The 20470-nt window shown below is 71.3% G+C and carries 19 protein-coding genes and 1 pseudogene; all 20 read left to right on the top strand.

The window, feature by feature from the left end; translation table 11 throughout:
• The first annotated feature begins 4 nt into the window (after positions 1-4).
• The 20 genes and pseudogenes from AC5L30_RS22315 to AC5L30_RS22220 all read left to right on the top strand — a co-directional run bounded on the left by AC5L30_RS22315 (position 5) and on the right by AC5L30_RS22220 (position 20470).
• Positions 5-1231 (top strand): sensor histidine kinase, encoded by a 1227-nt coding sequence (locus AC5L30_RS22315; protein ID WP_494869581.1) that lies wholly within the window; start codon positions 5-7, stop codon positions 1229-1231.
• A gap of 23 nt (positions 1232-1254) precedes the next feature.
• Positions 1255-2016, top strand: a complete 762-nt coding sequence (locus AC5L30_RS22310) for a LytR/AlgR family response regulator transcription factor (RefSeq protein ID WP_088950711.1) — start codon at positions 1255-1257, stop codon at positions 2014-2016.
• A 66-nt stretch (positions 2017-2082) separates the two neighbouring features.
• Positions 2083-2745, top strand: a complete 663-nt coding sequence (locus AC5L30_RS22305) for a DUF5701 family protein (RefSeq protein ID WP_494869580.1) — start codon at positions 2083-2085, stop codon at positions 2743-2745.
• Positions 2746-3047: 302 nt separating this feature from the next.
• Positions 3048-3461, top strand: coding sequence for a DUF485 domain-containing protein (locus AC5L30_RS22300; protein WP_328651696.1), 414 nt, complete (start codon positions 3048-3050; stop codon positions 3459-3461).
• Position 3462: 1 nt separating this feature from the next.
• Positions 3463-5106 carry a sodium/solute symporter gene (locus tag AC5L30_RS22295; protein WP_494869579.1) on the top strand — a complete coding sequence of 548 codons (1644 nt, stop codon included), beginning with the start codon at positions 3463-3465 and terminating at the stop codon, positions 5104-5106.
• A gap of 132 nt (positions 5107-5238) precedes the next feature.
• Positions 5239-6003, top strand: a complete 765-nt coding sequence (locus AC5L30_RS22290) for an ABC transporter ATP-binding protein (RefSeq protein WP_494869577.1) — start codon at positions 5239-5241, stop codon at positions 6001-6003.
• The gene (locus AC5L30_RS22285; protein WP_494869575.1) at positions 5988-7691 is read left to right on the top strand and encodes an ABC transporter permease; all 1704 of its coding nucleotides are present in this window, start codon (positions 5988-5990) and stop codon (positions 7689-7691) included. The genes AC5L30_RS22290 and AC5L30_RS22285 overlap by 16 nt, the downstream gene beginning before the upstream one ends.
• Before the next feature lie 87 nt (positions 7692-7778).
• Positions 7779-8678 (top strand): alpha/beta fold hydrolase, encoded by a 900-nt coding sequence (locus tag AC5L30_RS22280; RefSeq protein WP_494869573.1) that lies wholly within the window; start codon positions 7779-7781, stop codon positions 8676-8678.
• Positions 8641-9192, top strand: a pseudogene (locus AC5L30_RS22275) (flavin reductase family protein); the annotation flags it as partial. The gene AC5L30_RS22280 and the pseudogene AC5L30_RS22275, both read left to right, overlap by 38 nt.
• 175 nt (positions 9193-9367) lie before the next feature.
• A complete protein-coding gene (locus AC5L30_RS22270) occupies positions 9368-9733 on the top strand; it encodes a DUF485 domain-containing protein (protein WP_124853905.1) in 366 nt (121 codons plus the stop codon).
• Positions 9711-11402, top strand: coding sequence for a monocarboxylic acid transporter (locus AC5L30_RS22265; protein ID WP_494869572.1), 1692 nt, complete (start codon positions 9711-9713; stop codon positions 11400-11402). The genes AC5L30_RS22270 and AC5L30_RS22265 overlap by 23 nt, the downstream gene beginning before the upstream one ends.
• An 88-nt stretch (positions 11403-11490) precedes the next feature.
• Positions 11491-12465 (top strand): NAD-dependent epimerase/dehydratase family protein, encoded by a 975-nt coding sequence (locus AC5L30_RS22260; protein WP_494869570.1) that lies wholly within the window; start codon positions 11491-11493, stop codon positions 12463-12465.
• A gap of 75 nt (positions 12466-12540) precedes the next feature.
• Positions 12541-13767, top strand: coding sequence for an LCP family protein (locus AC5L30_RS22255; RefSeq protein WP_494869568.1), 1227 nt, complete (start codon positions 12541-12543; stop codon positions 13765-13767).
• Positions 13768-13926: 159 nt separating this feature from the next.
• Positions 13927-15195, top strand: coding sequence for an LCP family protein (locus AC5L30_RS22250; RefSeq protein ID WP_494869567.1), 1269 nt, complete (start codon positions 13927-13929; stop codon positions 15193-15195).
• A 220-nt stretch (positions 15196-15415) separates the two neighbouring features.
• On the top strand, positions 15416-16333 hold the full coding sequence (locus AC5L30_RS22245) for an LCP family protein (protein WP_494869565.1): 918 nt from the start codon (positions 15416-15418) through the stop codon (positions 16331-16333).
• A 58-nt stretch (positions 16334-16391) separates the two neighbouring features.
• Complete coding sequence (locus tag AC5L30_RS22240; protein WP_494869563.1) at positions 16392-16727, top strand: rhodanese-like domain-containing protein; 336 nt, start codon at positions 16392-16394, stop codon at positions 16725-16727.
• Between the two features lie 10 nt (positions 16728-16737).
• The gene (locus AC5L30_RS22235; RefSeq protein WP_494869561.1) at positions 16738-17526 is read left to right on the top strand and encodes a glycerophosphodiester phosphodiesterase; all 789 of its coding nucleotides are present in this window, start codon (positions 16738-16740) and stop codon (positions 17524-17526) included.
• A 55-nt stretch (positions 17527-17581) separates the two neighbouring features.
• A complete protein-coding gene (locus tag AC5L30_RS22230) occupies positions 17582-19036 on the top strand; it encodes a PAS domain-containing sensor histidine kinase (protein ID WP_494869559.1) in 1455 nt (484 codons plus the stop codon).
• A gap of 67 nt (positions 19037-19103) precedes the next feature.
• Entirely contained in the window at positions 19104-19523 is a 420-nt protein-coding gene (locus AC5L30_RS22225) for an ATP-binding protein (protein ID WP_494869558.1), read from the top strand.
• A gap of 59 nt (positions 19524-19582) precedes the next feature.
• A complete protein-coding gene (locus AC5L30_RS22220) occupies positions 19583-20470 on the top strand; it encodes a DUF5926 family protein (protein WP_494869556.1) in 888 nt (295 codons plus the stop codon).

Here is a 20470-nt window from a genome sequence, read left to right as displayed (position 1 = left end):
CTGCGTGGCTGCCAACCTCTCCGCCGTGGTCGGCGTCGTCTCACTCGTCACCGCGCTGACCGCAGCCCTGTTGGCGGTGCTGCGGCTGCGGGCCCGCCGCGGCATCGCCACCGCCACCCAGCGGGCCACCTACGAGGTGCTGCACACCGCCGGCCTGGCCGCCGAGCCGCTGCGGGCGGGGTTGAGCGAGGCGGGCGCGGCGAAGGCCGTACGTCATCTGCGGGCTCTGGTGGGCGCGGTCGGGCTGGCGCTCACCGACGCCGACCGGTTGCTGGCCCTCGACGGGCGCGGCACGCACCACGGGGAGCAACTGCTCGCGGCGGCCCAGCGGACGGTGGACACCGGCCGCTCGACGGTGCTGGGTGAGCAGGAACTGCACTGCGACCGGGTCGACTGCCCGATCCGCGGGGCGGTGGTCGCACCGTTGCTGGCGGCGGACGGCCGGGTGGTGGGCGCGCTGGTGGCGGTCGCCGACAGCCCACCGCCTCCGGGGTTGGTGCAGGCCACCCTGGAGACGGCGCACTGGGCCGGCAACCAGCTCGCCCTGGCCGAGCTGGACTCGTCGCGGGAGCGGTTGGCCCGCGCCGAGATCCGTGCGTTGCGGGCACAGATCAGCCCGCACTTCATCTACAACGCGCTGACCGCGATCGGCTCGTTCGTGCGCACCGACCCGGAGCGGGCCCGGGAGCTGATCCTGGAGTTCGCGGAGTTCACCCGGTACTCCTTCCGGGCGCACGGGGAGTTCACCACGCTGGCCGAGGAGCTGCGGTCGATCGACCGCTACCTGACCATCGAGCGGGCCCGGTTCGGTGACCGGTTGCAGGTGCGGTTGCAGATCGCCCCGGAGGTGCTGCCGGTGACGCTGCCGTTCCTCTGCCTCCAGCCGTTGGTGGAGAACGCGGTTCGCCACGGGTTGTCCCGCAAGCCGGGCACGGGCATGGTGAGCATCGAGGCCCGGGACGCGGGCGCCGAATGCCACATCACGGTGGAGGACGACGGAGTGGGAATGGATCCGACCACGCTGACCGCCGGCATCGCCGAGCTGGCCCGCGGCACCGGCGACCCGGGTGACGACACGGGCCAGCACGTCGGCCTCTCCAACGTCGACGAGCGGCTGCGCTCGGTCTTCGGCGACCGCTTCGGCCTGGTCGTGGAGACCGGGCTGGGCTCGGGCACGAAGGTGAGCATGCGGGTGCCGAAGTTCCACCCCGGCGTGCGGGCAGGGTCGTGAGCGAGCGCACCGGGACGGGTGCGGTGAACGCGTCCGGCTTCCTGCGCGTCCTCGCGGTGGACGACGAGCCGCCCGCGCTCGACGAGCTGGCGTACCACCTGCGGGCCGACCCCCGGGTGGCCCGGCTGCACACGGCCGGGGATGCCACCGAGGCGCTGCGGCTGCTGCGCGACGGCGACGTGGACGTCGTCTTCCTGGACATCCGGATGCCCGGCCTGGACGGCATGGAGTTGGCCCGGGTGCTGCGCCGCTTCGCCCGACCACCGGCGATCGTGTTCGTCACCGCGTACGACGACGGCGCGGTGGACGCCTTCGACCTGGGTGCCACCGACTACGTGCGGAAACCGGTTCGGGCCGATCGGTTGGCCGAGTCGCTGCGTCGGGTGATCGGCTCGCGGGTGGTGCCGTCGCACCCGGCGGCGCTGGCCCGCGCGGAGGAGGACCCGACCATCCCCATCGAGTTGGCCGGCACCACCCGGATGCTGCCCCGTTCGGCGGTGCGGTGGGTGGAGGCGCAGGGCGACTACGCCCGGTTGCACACCGCGGAGGGGTCGCACCTGGTGCGGGTCTCGCTGGCCACGCTCGCGGAGCGCTGGGCCGATGCCGGTTTTGTCCGGGTGCACCGGTCGTACCTGGTGCAGTTGAAGTTGATCGCGGAGTTGCGGCTGGTCAACTCCGGCTACGTGGTGGTGATCGATTCCACCGAGCTGCCGGTGAGCCGGCGGCACACCCGGGAGCTGAAGGACAAGCTGGTCAGGGCCGCGAAGCAGGATTGGAGTCGCTGACCCGGGAATGAAAGCGCTCCTACCGTACGTTGTACGCTAGTCCGTACGACTTCCGGGAGGCCCGCTGTGACCGTGACCCCGTTCAACGCCGAAACCGAGTTCGACCGCCAACTCGACCGACTGGTGCAGCTCGGCTACCCCACCCTCGCCGGGCTGACCGAGAGCGCCTTCCGCGACCTGGTCGCGCCGCTGCGGGCCAGCGCGGTCGACGGCACCACCGGGCTGCCCGCTCCCACCGACGCCCGAACGCCGTTCCTGCTCGTCATCACCCGGGACCTGATCGGCGTACCGGAACGGGTGGGGCTGACCACCCTCGCCGGCAAGCGCAAGCCCGGCGTCGTCGACCGGAACTACGCCGAGGACGACCTGCCCCGCTTCGACCCGATCAAGGAGTTGGAGGTGCCGGCCGGGCCGGCCTACCTGCTCTTCGACGTCGACCGGGGCGAGGAGTTCCGCAACCTGGCCCCGGCCACCGCCATGGAGGGGATCACCGCCCAGGGCCGATTGCCGCTCACCATCGACGAGGGTCTCGCCTTCGTCACGCTGCACCCCGCCGCGCTGGCCAGCAACCGGTGCTTCTCGCTGGTCGGCTCCCGCTGCGGCGACAAGCGGGTGCCGGCGCTCTGGATCAGCCAGGGCGCGCCCAAGCTGGGCTGGTGCTGGTACGGCAACCCGCACACCTGGCTCGGCTCCGCCTCGGCCCGCCCGGAGCGCATCGGCCTGGAGTGACCGCCGGGTCAGAGGATGTCGGACAGCGGCAGGGCGAGGGGGAACGGCTGCTCGGTGCGGTAGACCTCGCCCACCGGCAGAACGACCTCCTCGCGGTAACCGCCCACGCCGTTCACCAACACGGTCAGGGTCGTTGTCCACAACGATCCTCAGCAGTTCCCACAGGCCAGCCTGCGTCGTCAGTGGGTTATCCACAGGCGTGAGTCGTTGTCCACAGGTTATGCACAACACCACCCACCGCTGTGCGCGACGCTGCGGACATCCCTGCTTGACAATCCGGCACGGCGGGCGAGACTGCCGGGGTGGCCAAGCAACTCCCCGACGTGGGGTCGAGCGGTGCGGTACCGCCGCCCCGGCGGTCCCGGATCGTGCTGGCCGAGATCACCCGGCAGGACACCCGCGCCGAGCGGACCCGCGCCGAGCTGGCCCAGCAGACCCAGGTCGGCGAGGCGCTGGTCCGCGGCCTGGTCCGGGCCCAACTCGCGCTGGCGCTGCGGCTGTCCCTGGTGGTGGCCATCGGGTTGGGCGGGCTGCCCTGGCTGTTCGCTATCGCGCCCTCGCTCGGCCGGACCACCGTCGCCGGTGTCAACCTGCCGTGGCTGCTGCTCGGGGTGGCCTCCTTCCCGTTCCTGATCGCGGTGGGCTGGGCGTACGTGCGGTTGGCCGAGCGCAACGAACAGGACTTCACCGACCTGGTACAACGGCCGGAGCGCTGAGGTGGGCAACGACTTCGTGGTCCCGGCCATCGTGGCGGTCACCCTGGTCACCGTCGGGATCGGCTTCTACGGGCTGCGGTTGGCCCGGACCACGTCCGACTTCCTGGTGGCGTCCCGGGCGATCAGTCCGACCTGGAACGCCGCCGCCATCGGCGGTGAGTACCTGTCGGCGGCGAGCTTCCTCGGCATCGCGGGGCTGGTCCTCAAGTACGGCGTGGACGTGCTCTGGTACCCGGTCGGGTTCGCGGCCGGCTACCTGGCCCTGCTGCTCTTCGTGGCTGCGCCGCTGCGCCGCTCCGGGGCGTTCACCCTGCCCGACTTCTGCGAGCTGCGGCTGGGATCGCGTCGACTCCGCATCCTGGCCACCACCTTCGTGATCTTCATTGGTTGGCTGTACCTGGTGCCGCAACTCCAGGGCGCAGGGCTGACCCTGGCCACGGTGGCCGGCTCCCCCTATCCCCTCGGTGCGCTGCTGGTGGCCGCGGTGGTCACCGCGAACGTGGCGCTGGGCGGGATGCGCGCGATCACCTTCGTGCAGGCGTTCCAGTACTGGCTCAAACTGACCGCTCTCGCCGTACCGGTGGTCTTCCTGGCCCTGCAGTGGCAGGCCGACGGCCGCCCGGCGGTGACCCCACCCGACGGGCCGACGTTCCGGGCCGCGACCACCGTCGTGGTCGAGCACCGCGCGACCCTCACCCTGCCCGACGGTGAGATCCGAGAGGTACGCCCCGGCGACGAGCTGACCTTCGCGGCCGGTGATCCGGTGCCGGACGTGTCCGGGGTGGCCAACGACGCCAACGACTGGTTGCTGCCCAGCGCCGCCGGTGACGACGACCGGGGCCTGTTCGCCACGTACTCGCTGATCCTGGCCACCTTCCTGGGCACCATGGGCCTGCCGCACGTGCTGGTGCGCTTCTACACCAATCCCGACGGCGCGGCGGCCCGCCGGACCACCCTGGTCGTGCTCGCGTTGGTCGGCGCGTTCTACCTGCTGCCCACCCTGTACGGGGTCCTCGGCCGGATCTACACCCCGCAACTGCTGCTCAGCGGCCAGACCGACGCGGTGGTGGTGCTGCTACCCGGCGCGACCCTGGGCGACGGGACGGTCGGGCGGCTGCTCGCCGCGCTGGTCGCCGCGGGCGCGTTCGCGGCCTTCCTCTCCACCTCGTCCGGGCTGCTGACCAGCGTCGCCGGGGTGATCTCGACGGACGTGCTCGGTCGGGGCTCGGTACGCGGATTCCGGCTGGCCACCGTCATCGCCGGTGGGGTGCCGGCGGTGCTGGCGCTGCACGTCTCCGGGCTGAACGTGTCGCAGGTCGTCGGACTGGCGTTCGCGGTCGCCGCATCGAGCTTCTGCCCGCTGCTGGTGCTCGGCATCTGGTGGCGTGGGCTGACCGACGTGGGCGCCACCGCCGGCGTGGTGGTCGGCGGCGGCGCGGCGATCGGCGCGGTGCTGGTCACCGTGCTCGGTCCACCGCTGTCCGGCTGGCCGGCCACGCTCATCGCGCAGCCGGCCGCCTGGACGGTGCCGCTGGCCTTCACCGTGATGGTCGCCGTGTCGATGGCAACCCGCCGCCGAGCCCCGGCTGACGTCGCCGCCACCATGCTCCGCCTGCACACTCCGGAAGCCCTCCGCATGCAGTGAGCGCAGCTGCCGCGACGCCTTCCACCATGATCGCCAGCGCCCCGGCGGCTGGCAGCCGTCCGCCTCCGGGATGATCGCGGGTCCGCCCGTCGCCGGACGGCGGAACTGGCGATCGACGGATAACGTCGGCGCATGACTGTTGAGCACCCCGCGCTCGCACTGCGTGGCCTGGCCAAGCGGTTCGACGGCACGATCGCGGTGGCCGGCGTCGACCTGGACGTCCCCGCCGGCTCCTTCTATGGCCTGCTCGGCCCGAACGGCGCCGGCAAGACGACCACCCTGTCGATGGCGGTCGGGCTGTTGCGACCGGACGCCGGCTCGGCCTGGGTGCTCGGGCACGACGTCTGGCAGGACCCGGTCACCGCGAAGCGGCTGCTCGGCGTGATGCCCGACGGGGTCCGGCTGTTCGACCGGCTGACCGGGGCGGAGCTGCTGGCGTACAACGGGTTGTTGCGCGGGATGGACCCGGCGGTGGTCGACCAGCGGGCGGCCGAGCTGCTGGACGTGCTGGCGCTCGGCGACGCCGGTCGGACGCTGGTGGTGGACTACTCGGCGGGCATGAAGAAGAAGATCGGCCTGGCCTGCGCGCTGCTGCACGGCCCTCGGGTGTTGGTGTTGGACGAGCCGTTCGAGGCGGTCGACCCGGTCTCCGCCGCGCTGATCCGGGACATCCTCACCCGGTACGCGGCCGGCGGCGGCACTGTGGTGTTCTCCAGTCACGTGATGGAGGTCGTCGAGCGGCTCTGCTCGCACGTGGCGATCCTGGCCGGCGGCACCATCAAGCGGGTCGGGGCCATCGACGAGGTCCGTGGCGGTCGCTCGTTGGAGCAGGTCTTCGTCGAGGTAGTCGGCGGGCGCACCGCGACCGGCGAGGAGCTGTCGTGGCTCTCCCGGTGAGCGCGGACGCCACGCCCGCCGCGCCCGTACGCCCGGTCTCCGCTCGACACTTCGTGCGGCTGAAGCTGCGGGTGATGGGCAACAACTTTCGGGGCCAGGGCTGGCGGATCGCCATGTTCGTCGGCGGCGCGCTGCTCGGGCTCTGGTTCGCCGCCGGCGGGTTCTTCCTCTTCGCCGCGCCGGGCCTGACCGGCAACGGTCGGTACGCGGTGCTGATCGCGGCGGCGGGCGGCGGGCTGCTGGTGCTCGGTTGGCTGTTCCTGCCACTGGTCTTCTTCGGTGTGGACGAGACACTGGACCCGGCCCGGTTCGCGCTGCTGCCGCTGCCCCGGCGCACGTTGGTGACCGGCCTGTTCGTGGCGGCTCTGATCAGCGTGCCGGCGTTGGCGGTGCTGATCGCGTCGTCCGGGTTGGTGCTGACCGCCTGGTCGTTGGGTGGTTGGTCGGCGGGGTTGGTCGCCGCCCTGGGTGTGTTCGCCGGGCTGCTGCTCTGTGTGGCCGCCAGCCGGGCGGTGACCAGCGCCTTCGCCAGCATGTTGCGGTCCCGACGGGTCCGCGACCTGGCGGCCGTGCTGCTGGCGGTGATCGCCGCGTTGCTCGGCCCGTTGCAGGTCTTCGGCCTGGCCGCGCTGCGGGAGGCGGACTGGACCCGGTTGACCGGTGTGGCGACGGTGATCGGTTGGACGCCGTTGGGCGCACCGTGGACCGTCGGCGTCGACGTGGCCCAGGGGCGGGTGTGGGCGGCGCCGGTCAAGTTGCTGATCACGCTGGTGGCGCTCGGTGCCCTGCTGGCCTGGTGGTCCCGGTCGCTCGAGTCGGCCATGGTGGGTGCGGCGAGCGCCGGTAAGGCCCCGGTGCGGCGCGGGGTCACCGGCGGCGCGGTCGCCCAACTGTTTCCCCGGGTCGCCACCTGGGCCGGCCGGGACCGGTTCGGTGCCCTGGTCGCCCGGGAGGCCCGTTACTGGTGGCGGGACGCGCGCCGCCGGGCCAACCTGATCACGATCGCGGTGGTCGGCATCTTCGTGCCGGTGTTGATCAACGTTACGGGCGGGGACTTCGCGTTCGAGGACGGCGCCGGGTTGACGGCGGCGGCCAGCGACAGCTCACCGGTCGTGGTCACCATCTCCATGGTCCTCGTGGGTGTGCTCGCCGCCGTCACCCTGGCCAACCAGTTCGGCTTCGACGGCAGCGCGTACGCGGCGAACGTGGTGGCCGGGGTGCCCGGCCGGGTCGAGTTGCGGGCCCGGATGACGGCTTTCTCGCTGTACGTGCTGCCGATGCTGGGTGTCGTCGCGGTGGTGTTGTCGTTTCTGCTCGGCCGACCGGGCTGGATCGGGCTCACCATCGGCGGCCTGGTCGCCACCTACGGTGCCGGGCTGGCGGTGAACAGCCTGGTCTCGGTGCTCGGGGCGTACTCGCTGCCGGAGACGAGCAACCCGTTCGCCATGAACAGCGGTGCGGGCCTGGCGAAGGGGCTGCTCACCCTGCTGGCCATGCTCGCCTCGGTGGTCGCCGCGGTGCCCATGGTGGTGGCCGCCGCGCTGCTCGGTGACGCGTGGCTCTGGCTGGCCCTGCCGGTCGGCGTCGCGTACGGGCTGGGCGCGGCGCTGCTGGGCGCGTACCTGGCCGGAGACGTGCTGGACCGGCGCCAGCCGGAGCTGCTGGCCACCGTCACACCGCGCCGCTGAGCACGGCCGTTCCGTCCGGCCGAACCCCGGTCGGGGGCGGCCGTCCCTCGTTATGGTGCGAGCAGTCGGGACGAGGGGGCAGTCGGCATGGGCTCGCACACGCGCTACCGCAGCATCGTCGTCGACGGGCTTTCGATCTTCTACCGGGAGGCGGGGGCGTCGGACACGCCCGTGCTGCTGCTTCTGCACGGTTTCCCGTCCTCGTCGCGCATGTTCGAGCCGCTGTTCGATCGGCTCGCCGACCAGTTCCGGCTGATCGCGCCGGACTACCCCGGCTTCGGGCACAGTGCCGCTCCGGATCCGCGGAGCCCGTACACCTTCGACCGGATCGCCGAGACGATGGCGAGTTTCGCCGCCGCCGTCGGCGCGGAGCACTACCTGCTCTACGTGCAGGACTACGGCGGGCCGGTGGGGTTCCGGATGGCGCTCGCCGATCCGGGTCGCCTGCGCGGTCTCATCGTGCAGAACGCGGTGGCCCACGACACCGGGCTGGGCCCGCTCTGGGGCACCCGCCGGGCCTTCTGGCAGGACCGGGCCGCGCACGAGGCGGCGGTCCGGGAGAACATCCTCTCGATGGCGGCGATCCGGACCCGGCACGTCGGCAACGATCCGGACCCGGAGCGGTACGACCCCGACCTGTGGGTCGACGAGCACGCCTTCCTCAGTCGCCCCGGGGAGATCGAGCGTCAACTGGACCTCCAGTACGACTACCGGACCAACGTCGCCTCGTACCCGACCTGGCAGGACTGGTTGCGCCGAACCCAGCCACCGCTGTTGGTGGTCTGGGGCCGGCACGACACCTCGTTCGAGGTCACCGAACCCGAGGCGTACCGCTCCGACGTGCCGGGGGCGGAGGTGCACCTGCTCGACGGCGGGCATTTCGTGCTCGACACCCGACCGGACGAGGTCGCCGCCCTGATTCGGTCCTTCGCCAGTCGGGTACGGGCGACGGGCGGGGCGGGTCACAATGTTTCACGTGAATCATGAGCCGGGTGCCGAGATCCACCACACCGATCCGTTCGCGGTGCCGACCGGGCAGCGGTCGCCGGTACGCCGGCTGCGTGGTCGCCTCGCCGCACCGGTGACCCTCTGGACGGCGCCCGGCCCGGCCGGGCTGACCGTCTCGTCCACACTGGTGGCCGAGGGGGAACCGGACCGGCTGCTCGGGCTGATCGACGCGGAGTCCGACCTCTGGGCGGCCGTCGAGGAGGCGGGTCGGTTCGCGGTCACGCCGCTCGGCCCACCACACCGGCAACTCGCCGACCGGTTCGCCGGCCTCTTCCCCGCACCGGGCGGGCTCTTCGCCACCGGCGCGTGGGTCGAGACGCCGTACGGGCCGGTCCCGGCGGACGCCGGCGGCTGGGCCGGGTGCCGGCTGGACACCGCCCGGGAGTACGGCTGGGGCCTGCTGGTCGAGGCCACGATCGAGGCGGTCGACCTGGCCGAGGAGGCTGCTCCGCTGCTGCACTACCGCGGTCGCTATCACGAGCTGCCGGCCTGAACGGACGCCGCGCCGGGGGCGACCGATCACCGCAGTGACCTGAGTCACTTGGCGCAGCCAGCCAACCGCTCGGCGCACTCGCCGACCGGCGTCGATCTCAGCCTTCCCTGCCGGGGAGTGCGCTCTTTACCGTGCGCGAAACTCCTCTGACGCCTGTGAAGGTGGTGATCCACAGATGTCCACGGACACACCCGCTCCGGCCGCTTCCCAGTCGGACAAGTACCTGGCCGTACAACGGTCGGACGAGTTCGCCGGGCTGCGGCGTGCGCTGCGCGGCTTCGTCTTCCCGATGACCGTCGCTTTCTTCCTGTGGTATGCGCTTTACGTCATTCTCTCCGCGTACGCCCGGGACTTCATGGGCACGAAGCTGTTCGGCAGCAACATCAACGTCGCGCTGGTCTTCGGCCTGCTCCAGTTCGTCTCCACGTTCCTGATCGCCTGGCTCTACTCCCGGTACGCGGACCGGAAGATCGACCCCATCGCGGACCGGATCCGCGCCGAGATCGGGGAGGTGACCCATGAGCAAGGTCCTCGCGGTTGAGACGTTCCTCGCGGCTGAGGCGGGCAATCACACCGCCCGCAACCTGACCATCACGCTCTTCCTGGTCTTCGTGGCGGTGACCCTGGGCATCACCATCTGGGCCAGCCGGCAGACCAAGACGGCGACCGACTTCTACGCGGGCGGCCGGTCCTTCTCCGGCTTCCAGAACGGCATGGCGATCGGCGGCGACTACATGTCGGCCGCCTCGTTCCTGGGCATCGCCGGCATCATCGCGCTGTACGGCTACGACGGCTTCCTCTACTCGATCGGCTTCCTGGTCGCCTGGCTGGTGGCTCTGCTGCTGGTCGCGGAGCTGCTGCGGAACTCGGGCCGGTACACGATGGCGGACGTGCTGGCCTTCCGGATGCGTCAGCGTCCGGTGCGTACGGCGGCGGCGGTCTCCACCATCACGGTGTCGATCTTCTACCTGCTCGCCCAGATGGTGGGCGCAGGCGCGCTGGTCGCGCTGCTGCTCGGCATCCGGCCGGGGACGACCTTCCTCGGCATGGACGCGGACACCGCGAAGGTGGCCACCATCATCATGGTCGGCACGCTGATGATCATCTACGTGACCGTGGGTGGCATGAAGGGCACCACCTACGTGCAGATCGTCAAGGCGTTCCTGCTCATGGGTGGCGCGCTGCTGATGACCATCCTGGTGCTGGCGAAGTTCAACTTCAACCTGTCGGAGCTGCTCGGCCAGGCGGCCGCCGCCTCCGGCAAGGGCAGCGCGTTCCTCGAACCCGGGTTGCGGTACGGCGTCGAGGTGGCCGGCAACTCGACGCAGACCTTCTACAACAAGGTCGACCTGCTGTCCCTGGGCATCGCCCTGGTGCTCGGCACCGCCGGTCTGCCGCACATCCTGATCCGCTTCTACACGGTGCCGACCGCGAAGGCGGCCCGCAAGAGCGTGCTCTGGGCGATCGGCATCATCGGCACCTTCTACCTGCTCACCCTGGCCCTCGGCTTCGGTGCGGCGGCGCTGGTCGGCAGCCAGGCGATCACTGCACAGGACAAGGCCGGCAACACCGCCGCGCCGCAGCTGGCCGAAGCGCTCGGCATCGACTTCTTCGGCGGTGAACTGGGCGGGGCAGCCCTGCTGGCGATCATCGCGGCGGTCGCCTTCGCCACCATCCTCGCGGTGGTCGCCGGGTTGACGCTGGCCTCGTCGTCCAGCCTCGCGCACGACTTCTACGCGAACGTGCTGAAGAAGGGTGAGGCGTCGGAGCGGCAGGAGGTGCGGGTCGCCCGGATCTCCGCCCTGGTGATCGGCGCGGTGTCGATCGCCCTGTCGATCTACGCACAGAACCTCAACGTGGCGTTCCTGGTGGCGCTGGCCTTCGCGGTCGCCGCCTCGGGCAACCTGCCGGCGATCCTCTACAGCCTCTTCTGGCGGCGGTTCAACACCTCCGGCGCGGTGTGGGCGATCTACGGCGGGCTGCTCTCGGCCGTACTGCTGGTGTTCTTCTCGCCGGTGGTCTCCGGTGCGGCGACCTCGATGTTCCCGAACCACGACTGGCAGTGGTTCCCGCTGTCCAACCCGGGCATCCTCTCCATCCCGTTCGGTTTCCTCTGTGGGTGGATCGGCACTGTCATCTCCAAGGAGCACGACGAGGAGAAGTACGCGGAGCTGGAGGTGCGCGCCCTCACCGGCGCCGGCGCCCACTGACCGCGGCATCTGTCGGAGGGTCCCCTGTTGACGCGCGACGTCAGCAGGGGACCCTTCCGCGATTTCGGGGCTCGGTAGGCTGAGCGCCATGAAGGTTGCTGAGCGCTTTGGTTCCGGTCACCGCGTCCTCGTCACCGGCGGAGCTGGCTTTGTCCCGTCGCACCTGGTGGACGCCCTGATCGTCCGAGGTTGCACGGTGGTGGTGCTGGACAACTTCGTGACCGGCTCCAAGGAGAACGTCGCCCACCTGTTGGATCGACCGACCTTCACCCTCGTCGAGGCAGACATCTCCGACGGCCTGCCGACTCACCCGGCGCTGGCCGAGCGGTTCGACGCGATCCTGCACATGGCCTCTCCGGCCAGCCCCACCGACTTCGCCCAACTGCCGGTCGAGATCCTCCGGGTCGGCTCGGTGGGCACCCTGCACCTGCTGGAGCGCGCGGTCGCCGACGGCGCCCGGTTCCTGATGGCCTCCACCTCCGAGGCGTACGGGGACCCGAAGGAGCACCCGCAGCGGGAGACCTACTGGGGCAACGTCAACCCGATCGGGATCCGCAGCGTCTACGACGAGGCCAAGCGCTTCTCCGAGGCCGCGACGATGGCGTACCACCGCTACCGCGGGCTCGACGCGGCGATCGTCCGGATCTTCAACACGTACGGCCCGCGGATGCGCCCGGACGACGGCCGCGCCATCCCCACCTTCATCTCCCAGGCGCTGCGCGGCGAGCCGATCACCGTGCACGGCACGGGCAACCAGACCCGGTCCATCTGCTTCGTCGAGGACCTGGTGCGCGGCATCCTGCTGCTGCTCGACTCGACCGAGACCGGCCCGGTCAACTGCGGCACCGAGCACGAGCTGACCATGCGGCAACTCGCCGAGTTGATCGTGTCGCTCTCCGACAGCACCTCGAAGGTGACCTATGTCACCCGCAGCTCGGACGATCCGGAGATGCGCCGGCCGGATCTCACCCTCGCTCGTGAACTGCTCGGATACGAGCCGTCGGTCGCGCCCGAAGATGGCCTGCGACGCACGATCGAGTACTTCCGGACGCGGCTAGGGTAACCGGATCCACGCGTACGCCTGCCGCTGAGTGTCGCCTGAAGGCGGCGGTGGCTTCCGCTACGTACCCTGAGTTACATGTCCGCGACCTCGTCTGCCGACGTCCCGCATCCGTACCTGCACCGCAGCGCCGGGCGCGCGTCGGTGCCCGGCCCCGACCGGGGCGCCTCCGGGCGTGCCCGTCCGACCGAGGCGCGCTTCTACCCGTCGTACGACGAGGAGCAGCCTCGCTCCGGCGGCCCGGCGGGGCCCACCGGGCCCGGCGGTCCCGGCGGTCCCGGTGGGCCGGGGCGGCGTGGCCCGCGACCGCGCTGGGGTCGGATCGCCCTCGTGGCCGGGATCGCGGTGCTGGTGCTGGCGCTGCTCGGCAGCGTCGGCGCCTGGCTGTACGCCCGCAACCTCAACAGTGACCTGGCCCGCACCGACCCGTTCGCGGAGATCACCGGCGGTCGGCCCGCGAAGACCGTCGATGGCGCGCTGAACATCCTGCTGGTCGGCAGCGACTCGCGCGACCCGGACGCGCCGGTCGACACCAAGAGTCAGTGGCGCGCCGACACGATCATCGTCATGCACATCCCGGCCGACCATCAGGAGGCCTACCTGGTCTCCATCCCCCGGGACCTGTACGTGCCGATCCCGGAGAGCGCCGGCGCGGACTGCGGCTCGGGCTCGCGCGCGAAGATCAACGCGGCGTTCGCGTTCGGTGGGTTGCCGCTGGCGGTACGCACCGTGGAGTGCTTCACCGACGTTCGGATCGACCATGTGATGGCGATCGACTTCGGCGGTTTCAAGGAGGTCACCGACGCCCTCGGTGGGGTGGACCTGAAGGTGGAGCGAACCGTCACCTCGATCCACAAGCCGTACCGGACGTTCACCAAGGGCACCAACCACATGGACGGCGCGGAGGCGTTGGACTGGATCCGGCAGCGCAAGCAGTTCCCGGACGGGGACTTCGCCCGGATGCGGCACCAGCAGGAGTTCCTCCGGGCGTTGATGGACAAGGCGGCCAGCACCGGCACACTGGCGAACCCGAAGAAGCTCAACGATTTCCTCAAGTCGGTGACCGCGGCCGTAACCGTCGACCAGAGTTTCTCGGTTACAGACATGGCGCTGCAGTTCCGTAACCTGCGCGGCCAGAACCTCACCTTTGTGACCAGCCCGAACTCGGGCAGCGAGACGATCAACGGCGAGTCGGTGGTGGTGTCGGACCGGGAGAAGGCGCTCGCCATGTACCAGGCCATGTCGGCGGGCACGATGGCCGACTGGGTCAAGGCGAACCCGCCGAAGAGCAACGACGGGGGCTGACCGCGGCCCGGCGGGCACCAGCCGTTCGGGTCATCGAGCGGCGACGATCGACTGAGTCTGCGAAATTCGACGTCCGGATTGACCCGGGATGAACTCGCCAAGTCGATTTGATGTACGTACAGTGGTGCCGCCCCCTCCTGATCACGAGCTGGAGCACGAATGCCGGTTCAGGCCAGTCGTCGCCCTTCTTCCTCCGGGTCCGCCGCCCCCAGCGGTCGAGTCGCCGCGGCCATACCAGCGCAGGCACGTCCCTCGGGCGGCGGGCCGGGCTCGCGCCCGCCCGGCAGCGGCGGTGGTGGCGGTGGCGACCGCGCGGGCGGCGGTGGGTCGAAGAAGCGGACGAAGCGCAAGGACCCGCTCTGGGCCAGGCTGACCGTGATCTTCGGTGCCGTGCTGATGCTGACCAGCGGGGTGGCCATCGTCGGCAGCAAGGCGCTGATCGGGCAGGCGACCGGCGGCATCGCGAAGGGCAACCTGCTGGGTGAGGCCGGCAAGTCCGACGCCGAGGGCGGTGCGAGCCTGGACGGCCCGATCGACATGCTGCTGCTCGGCGTGGACGCGCGGGAGCGTTGGGCCGCCGACGACGTCCGCTCGGACAGCATCATCATCCTGCACATTCCGGCCACGCACGACCAGGCGTACCTGATCTCGATCCCCCGGGACACCGAGGCGCAGATCCCGGCGTTCGAGAAGAGCGGCTACGGCGGCGGCAGCGGGAAGATCAATGCCGCGTTCCAGGCTGGTGCCGCGAACGGTGGCGGCTGGGAGGGCGGCGCCCAGCTGATGGCCCAGACGATCAAGCGGCTCACCGGGATCAGCTTCGACGGCGCGGCGATCATCAACTTCGGTGGCTTCAAGAACGTCATCGACGCCCTGGGCACGGTGCGGATCTGTGTGAGCCAGGAGGTCGAATCGCTGCACATGTCGTACGTCGACGGCAAGCCGATGTGGAACGCGGACGCCAAGAAGACCGGCAAGCCGCGGACCCCGGTGGTGCACAAGAAGGGCTGCAAGGAGATGGAGGGTTGGGCCGCGCTCGACTACTCCCGCCAGCGCAAGTCCCTTCGTAACGGCGACTACGACCGGCAGGCGAACCAGCAGCAGCTGATCAAGGCGATGGCCAAGAAGGCCACCGAGGGCGGGATGTTGACCAACCCGGCCAAGATGAATCAGTTGATCAAGGCGGCGGGCAAGGCGTTCGTGCTGGACACCGGCGGCGTGCCGATCGAGGACTTCATCTTCACCATGCGCGGGGTCACCGGCAACGAACTGACCATGCTCAAGACCAACAACGGCACCTTCAACGCCAACGGCAACAACACCGAGGGCTTGAACGAAGAGACGATGGCGATGTTCCGGGCGGTCAAGCAGGACAAACTCGCCGAGTTCGTCTTCACCCACCCCGAGGTGATCTCCACCCGCAAGTAGGGCCGGTAGTCGCGGAAAGCCAGCGACGGCCTCGTCACCGCCCGTAGCCTGACGTGAGCAGGTTTCACGTATCGGCTGCGGGGAGGCGGTCACGTCCAGGTGGGGACGGAACGCAGCGGGCCGGGCCGGAGCGGCCCCGCCCGCCCGGTCGCCTCGGGCCCGTGGGTCGCGGATCCTGCTCGCCGTCGGCCTGGCCCTCGTCCTCCTGGCGGGGCTCGCCGTGGCCGGGCTCAAGATGCTCAGCCACCGGTACGACCGCACGGTGACCAAGGAACAACTGCTCGACCCCGACGCCCGCACCGACCGCACCGATCTGGACGGGCCGCTCAACTACCTCCTGGTCGGCTCGGACCGACGCCCGGGCGACAGCGGCCCGGACCAACGCTCGGACACCATCCTCATCGTGCACGTTCCCGCCGGGCAGCGGGAGGCGTACCTCGTCTCCATCCCGCGGGACCTGCTGGTCGCCATCCCACCCGCGAACGGCTTCGGCGGCGGCCAAGACAAGATCAATGCGGCGTACGAGCACGGCGGCGGCGGGCAGGCCGGCGCCCAACTGCTCTCCGCCACCCTGAACCGACTCACCGGGATCCGGTTCGACGGCGCCGCACTGATCGACTTCTCCGGCTTCCGGAAGGTCATCGACCTGCTCGGCGGGGTGGAGATGTGCGTGGACACCGAGGTCCGCTCGATCCACACCAACCGGGTCTTCCCCACCGGCTGCCAGCAGATGGACGGGGCCCAGGCGCTGGACTACGTCCGCCAGCGCTACGACCTGCCCGGCGGTGACTACGACCGGCAGCATCACCAGCAGCAACTGCTCCGGGCGATGCTGGACAGCGCCGGCAGGGCGGACCTGCGGAACAACCCCGTCAAACTGGACCAGGTGCTCCGGGCGGTCGGCGGCTCGTTGACCGTCGACACCAACGGCGTACCCCTGGAGGACCTGCTGCTCGCGCTGCGCGCGCTGCCGCCCGACGGGATGCGCGGCGTCCAGGTGCCCTCCTCACCGCAGACCATCGACGAGGTCTCGTACGTGGTGCTGGACAACGGGGGCAACGGACTCTTCGAGGCGCTTCGCGGCACGCGGGTGCCGGCCTGGGCGCAGGCCAACCCGCGCTGGGTGACCCGGTTGTGACAGTGCCGACGGCCCGGTCGGTGCCGAACCGGGCCACGAGGATCTAGTGTTGCTTCCTGTGTTCGGACCCCAGGTTCCCACCGTGCCCGTGACCGAGATCGCCGACGAGACCTACCTGCTGGATGTGCGGGAGGACGACGAGTGGGCGGCCGGCCACGCGCCCACCGCCCACCACCTGCCGATGATGGAGCTGCCGGCCCGGCTGGCCGAGGTGCCCACCGACCGGGAGGTGGCGGTCATCTGCCGTTCCGGCGGGCGCTCCGCCCAGGTCGTCGCCTACCTGATCAACAACGGCTGGGAGCAGGTGCGCAACGCCGACGGCGGGATGCGCCAGTGGGCTGCGGTCGGCCGACCGGTGGTCGACGCGAACGGGCAGCCCGGCCAGGTCATCTGAGGCCGGCGCAATGGGCGGGCCACTGGTCTTCGCGCACCGCGGCGCCTCGTTCGACCTACCCGAGCACACCCTCGCCGCGTACCTGCGCGCCTTGGACGAGGGCGCCGACGGCCTGGAGTGCGACGTCCGGCTGACCCGGGACGGGCACCTGGTCTGTGTGCACGACCGACGACTCGACCGGACCAGCAACGGTCGCGGTCTGGTCAGCGCGCGTACCCTCGCCGAGCTGGACGCCCTGGACTTCGGCTCGTGGCACCCGGGCAGCGCGCCGACCGGCGACCTGCCGCCGGACGAGTCACACACCCGGCTGCTGACCCTGGCCCGGCTCCTGGACGCGGTGCTCGCCGCCGGCCGGCCGGTCCGGCTGCTGGTCGAGACGAAGCACCCGTCCCGCTACGGCTCGAACGTGGAACGGCGACTGGTCAGTCTGCTGCGCCGGTACGGGCTGGCCGACCCGGCGCCGGACGACCCGGTGCAGGTCACCGTCATGTCGTTCTCCCCGCTGGCGGTCCGTCGGGTGCGCGAGCTGGCCCCGACGCTGCCCACGGTGCTGTTGCTGGAGGTGTTGCCGCGCTGGTTGCGGTTGGGTCGGCTGCCGTTCGGCACCCGGATCGCCGGGCCGGGCATCGGTCTGGTCCGGGCCCGCCCGCAGTTGCTGCCCGCACTGCGCGCGGCCGGAAACCAGGTGTACGTCTGGACGGTCAACGAACCGACCGACCTGGAGCTGGTGCTGGCCGCCGGGGTGGACGGGATCATCACCGACCGACCGGCGTACGCCCTCGCCCGGTTGGACCGCTGACCCCATCGGCCGGGCGGGGGTGCCCAAAACCGGGTCGGCGGGGCAGACTCGGCACATGCCGGAGCGTATCGATTTCCCCGCTCTCATCGCCGGCCACACCGTCGTGATCGAGATGATCAATTCTGGGGACGCGGGCCTGCCGGTCCTCACCCAACTGCTGCGGGTGGCCCAACCGGCGCTCGGCGCGACCGGGATGGCCTTCGTCGAGTTCGGTCCGACCGGTGGGCGCGTCATCGCCGCGACCGGCGCGGCGGAATGGGTCCTCGGTCGACCGTTGGCGGTCGACGACCCGGACACCGTCTGCCTGCTCTCCGGGCCCCGGGTACGCCAGGCGCGGGTGGCTGACCTCAACGGCAAGCTCGCCGGCGAACTGGCCGGCAGCGGCCTGCGCCGGATGGTGGTCTCCCGGGCCGAGATCGGCGGTCACACCGTCGGCAGCCTGCACGCGCTCTACTCGGGCGATGACGAGCCGGACGCGGAGCAGCAGGGGGTGGTCGCCTACCTCGCGTCCTGCGTCGGCCACATGTACGGCGACCAGAGTGGCCTGCCGGTGCACGGCGACGGCCCGGTGGTGGCGGCCCTCGCCGACGGGCTGGCCGTCGTCGACCGGGACGGGCACGTCCGGCTCTGGAACCCGGCCGCCGCCCAGGTCACCGGCCGGACGGTCGAGCAGGCGCTGAGCCGCCCGTTGCCGTTCCCGCTGCCGCCCTCCGGGCAGGTTCGGGACCACCGGATGCCGGACGGCCGCTGGCTGCGGATCACCTCCGGCGAGCTGCCCGGCCCGGGCACGTTGCGGGTGGTCACCTTCCGCGACATCACCGACCAGCAGCGCCGCGACCACGACCGGGAGCTGTTCGTCGCGGTGACCAGCCACGAGCTGCGCACCCCGGTCACCGTCATCAAGGGGTACGCGGACACCCTCACCGACCACTGGGAGTCGCTGACCGACGTCGACCGACGGCAGGCGGCCCGGGTGATCGGGCAACGCGCCAACGAGCTGGCCCGGCTGGTCGACCGCCTGCTCAGCTCGGCTGCCGAGGTGGGGCCGGGCGACGACCCGCCCACCCCGTTCGACCTCGGCGAGGCGCTGCGCGCCGCCGTCGTGGACCTGCCGGCGGAGCTACGCCGCCGGCTGGTGCTCCGCCTGCCGAGCGATCTGCCCAAGGCGCTCGGTCACCGACCCAGCCTGGCCACCGTGCTGACCGAGTTGACGACCAACGCCGGTAAGTACTCGGCACCGGATTCTCCGATCGAGATCACCGCCTCCGGTGACGGTCAACTGGTGGCGTTCCGGGTCAGTGACCAGGGCATCGGCATCCGACCCGAGCACGTGGAACGGGCGTTCGACCGGTTCTGGCAGGGCGAGTCCGGCGACCGTCGGGGCTACCCGGGGGCCGGGCTCGGCCTCTATCTCGTCCGCCGGATCGTTGAACAGCAGAATGGATGGGTATCCCTACGTCCGAGGACCGGCGGCGGTACGGTCGCAGAGGTGCGGCTACCGCGCGGTTGATCAGGGGTGGCGTGACGTGGAGGCGACGGTGGCAGCGGCAGCGGCAGCGAGGGATCGAGCCTGGTGCGTGGTGGTTCCCCACCACCCGGGCGGGGCACGGCTGGCCCGACACCGGCTCGCCGCTGAGCTGGCGGAGGTCGTACCCCCGACGCTCCTCGCGGACCTGATCGCGGTGCTCGCGGAGCTGGTGGGCAACGCGGTGCGGCACGCCAGGCCGCTGCCCGGCGGCGTGATCCGGGTGGCCTGGCGGTTGCGGCCCTCGGCCGAGGGCGCGCTGATCCAGCTGCGGGTCACCGACGGCGGCAGCGCGAGCACCGGGCCACGGCTCCGGACGGCCAGCCCGGACGCGGCGGACGGGCGCGGGCTGCACATCGTGGCCGGCCTGGCCACCCGCTGGGGCGTCGAGCAGGACGGCATGGGCCAGCGGGTCTGGGCGGAGTTCGACCCGGTGCCGACCCCCCGACCCGACCTGGTGCGGGCGGGCTGAGGACGGCTCGGGCGGGTCCCGGCCACGGCGAGTCGCTCGGGGCTCTAGGCTGTGACGCCGTGAGTAAGCGTCGAAAGAACCAGCGCACCGCCGCCGACACCACCCCCCGCCGCGACAAGGTGCGGGACGTCTTCGTGCCGCGCCCGTTCGACGGGCTGGTCGACGAATCCGAGTGGATCGCGCTGCGCGAGTTGGTGCCCGCGGCCTCCGCCCCGCTGCGGCTGGCGCCCGCCCTCGTCGAGGAGTTCGGCGAGCGGACGGCGACGCTCGCCACGGTGCTGCCGATGGCCGCCCCGGCGATCACCAAGCCGGACGGCCGGGTGCTGATCGGTCTCCAGCGCCACCAGCAGTCCGGTGACGTGTCCCGGGACCTGGCCGACGCGTTGCTCAGCGCGCTGCGTGCCGAGCCGGGTGGCCAGGTGACCGTGCCGCCACTGCCCGGCCCCGGGCCCCGGCTGCAGGACGTCCTCGTGGACGGCCCGCTGGACATCACCATGCACGACGGTTTCGACTTCTGGCTCGACCCCGGGGCCGCCGACGATCCGACCGTCCAGGCGTCGCTGGAGCGGGCGAACGCGGCCATCTACCCGACGGTGCGGCTGACCGCGGCGAAGGCCGCTTACTGGTGTCAGGTCCCGGAGAAGGCCCACGTGCGTTGGGTGCTGCCGGACGACGAGGACGCCGCCCTCGACGCGCTGGCCCGGCTCGGCGCGGCCGGCACGCTGACGCTCGGCGAGCAGACCAAGTTCGCCGGCATGTTCCGCGCGCACGGTCGACTCGTGCCGGTCTGGGACCTGCCGGAGGAGACCCCGGCGGCCGAGTGGGAGGAGCCGGTGGCGCAGTTCGCCAAGCGGTACGCGGAGGCGCTCACCAGCACCGACCCACTCGACGCCGCGGGCCGCCGGGCCCGGCAGGGGCTGCTCGGTCGCCAGCTCACCCTGCGCTGA

It is taken from the genome of Micromonospora sp. BQ32, from assembly GCF_059358895.1.
The sequence above is the reverse complement of the archived record's forward strand: the minus strand, read 5'-3'. Positions and strand labels throughout refer to the sequence as shown.

Bases quoted from the DNA above. Each gene is read 5' to 3' on its own strand.
- AC5L30_RS22260 (WP_494869570.1), top strand. From the start codon at position 11,491: ATGAAGGTTGCTGAGCGCTTTGGTTCCGGTCACCGCGTCCTCGTCACC.
- AC5L30_RS22290 (WP_494869577.1), top strand. From the start codon at position 5,239: ATGACTGTTGAGCACCCCGCGCTCGCACTGCGTGGCCTGGCCAAGCGG.
- AC5L30_RS22265 (WP_494869572.1), top strand. From the start codon at position 9,711: ATGAGCAAGGTCCTCGCGGTTGAGACGTTCCTCGCGGCTGAGGCGGGC.
- AC5L30_RS22280 (WP_494869573.1), top strand. From the start codon at position 7,779: ATGGGCTCGCACACGCGCTACCGCAGCATCGTCGTCGACGGGCTTTCG.
- AC5L30_RS22230 (WP_494869559.1), top strand. From the start codon at position 17,582: ATGCCGGAGCGTATCGATTTCCCCGCTCTCATCGCCGGCCACACCGTC.
- AC5L30_RS22270 (WP_124853905.1), top strand. From the start codon at position 9,368: ATGTCCACGGACACACCCGCTCCGGCCGCTTCCCAGTCGGACAAGTAC.
- AC5L30_RS22250 (WP_494869567.1), top strand. From the start codon at position 13,927: ATGCCGGTTCAGGCCAGTCGTCGCCCTTCTTCCTCCGGGTCCGCCGCC.
- AC5L30_RS22255 (WP_494869568.1), top strand. From the start codon at position 12,541: ATGTCCGCGACCTCGTCTGCCGACGTCCCGCATCCGTACCTGCACCGC.
- AC5L30_RS22235 (WP_494869561.1), top strand. From the start codon at position 16,738: ATGGGCGGGCCACTGGTCTTCGCGCACCGCGGCGCCTCGTTCGACCTA.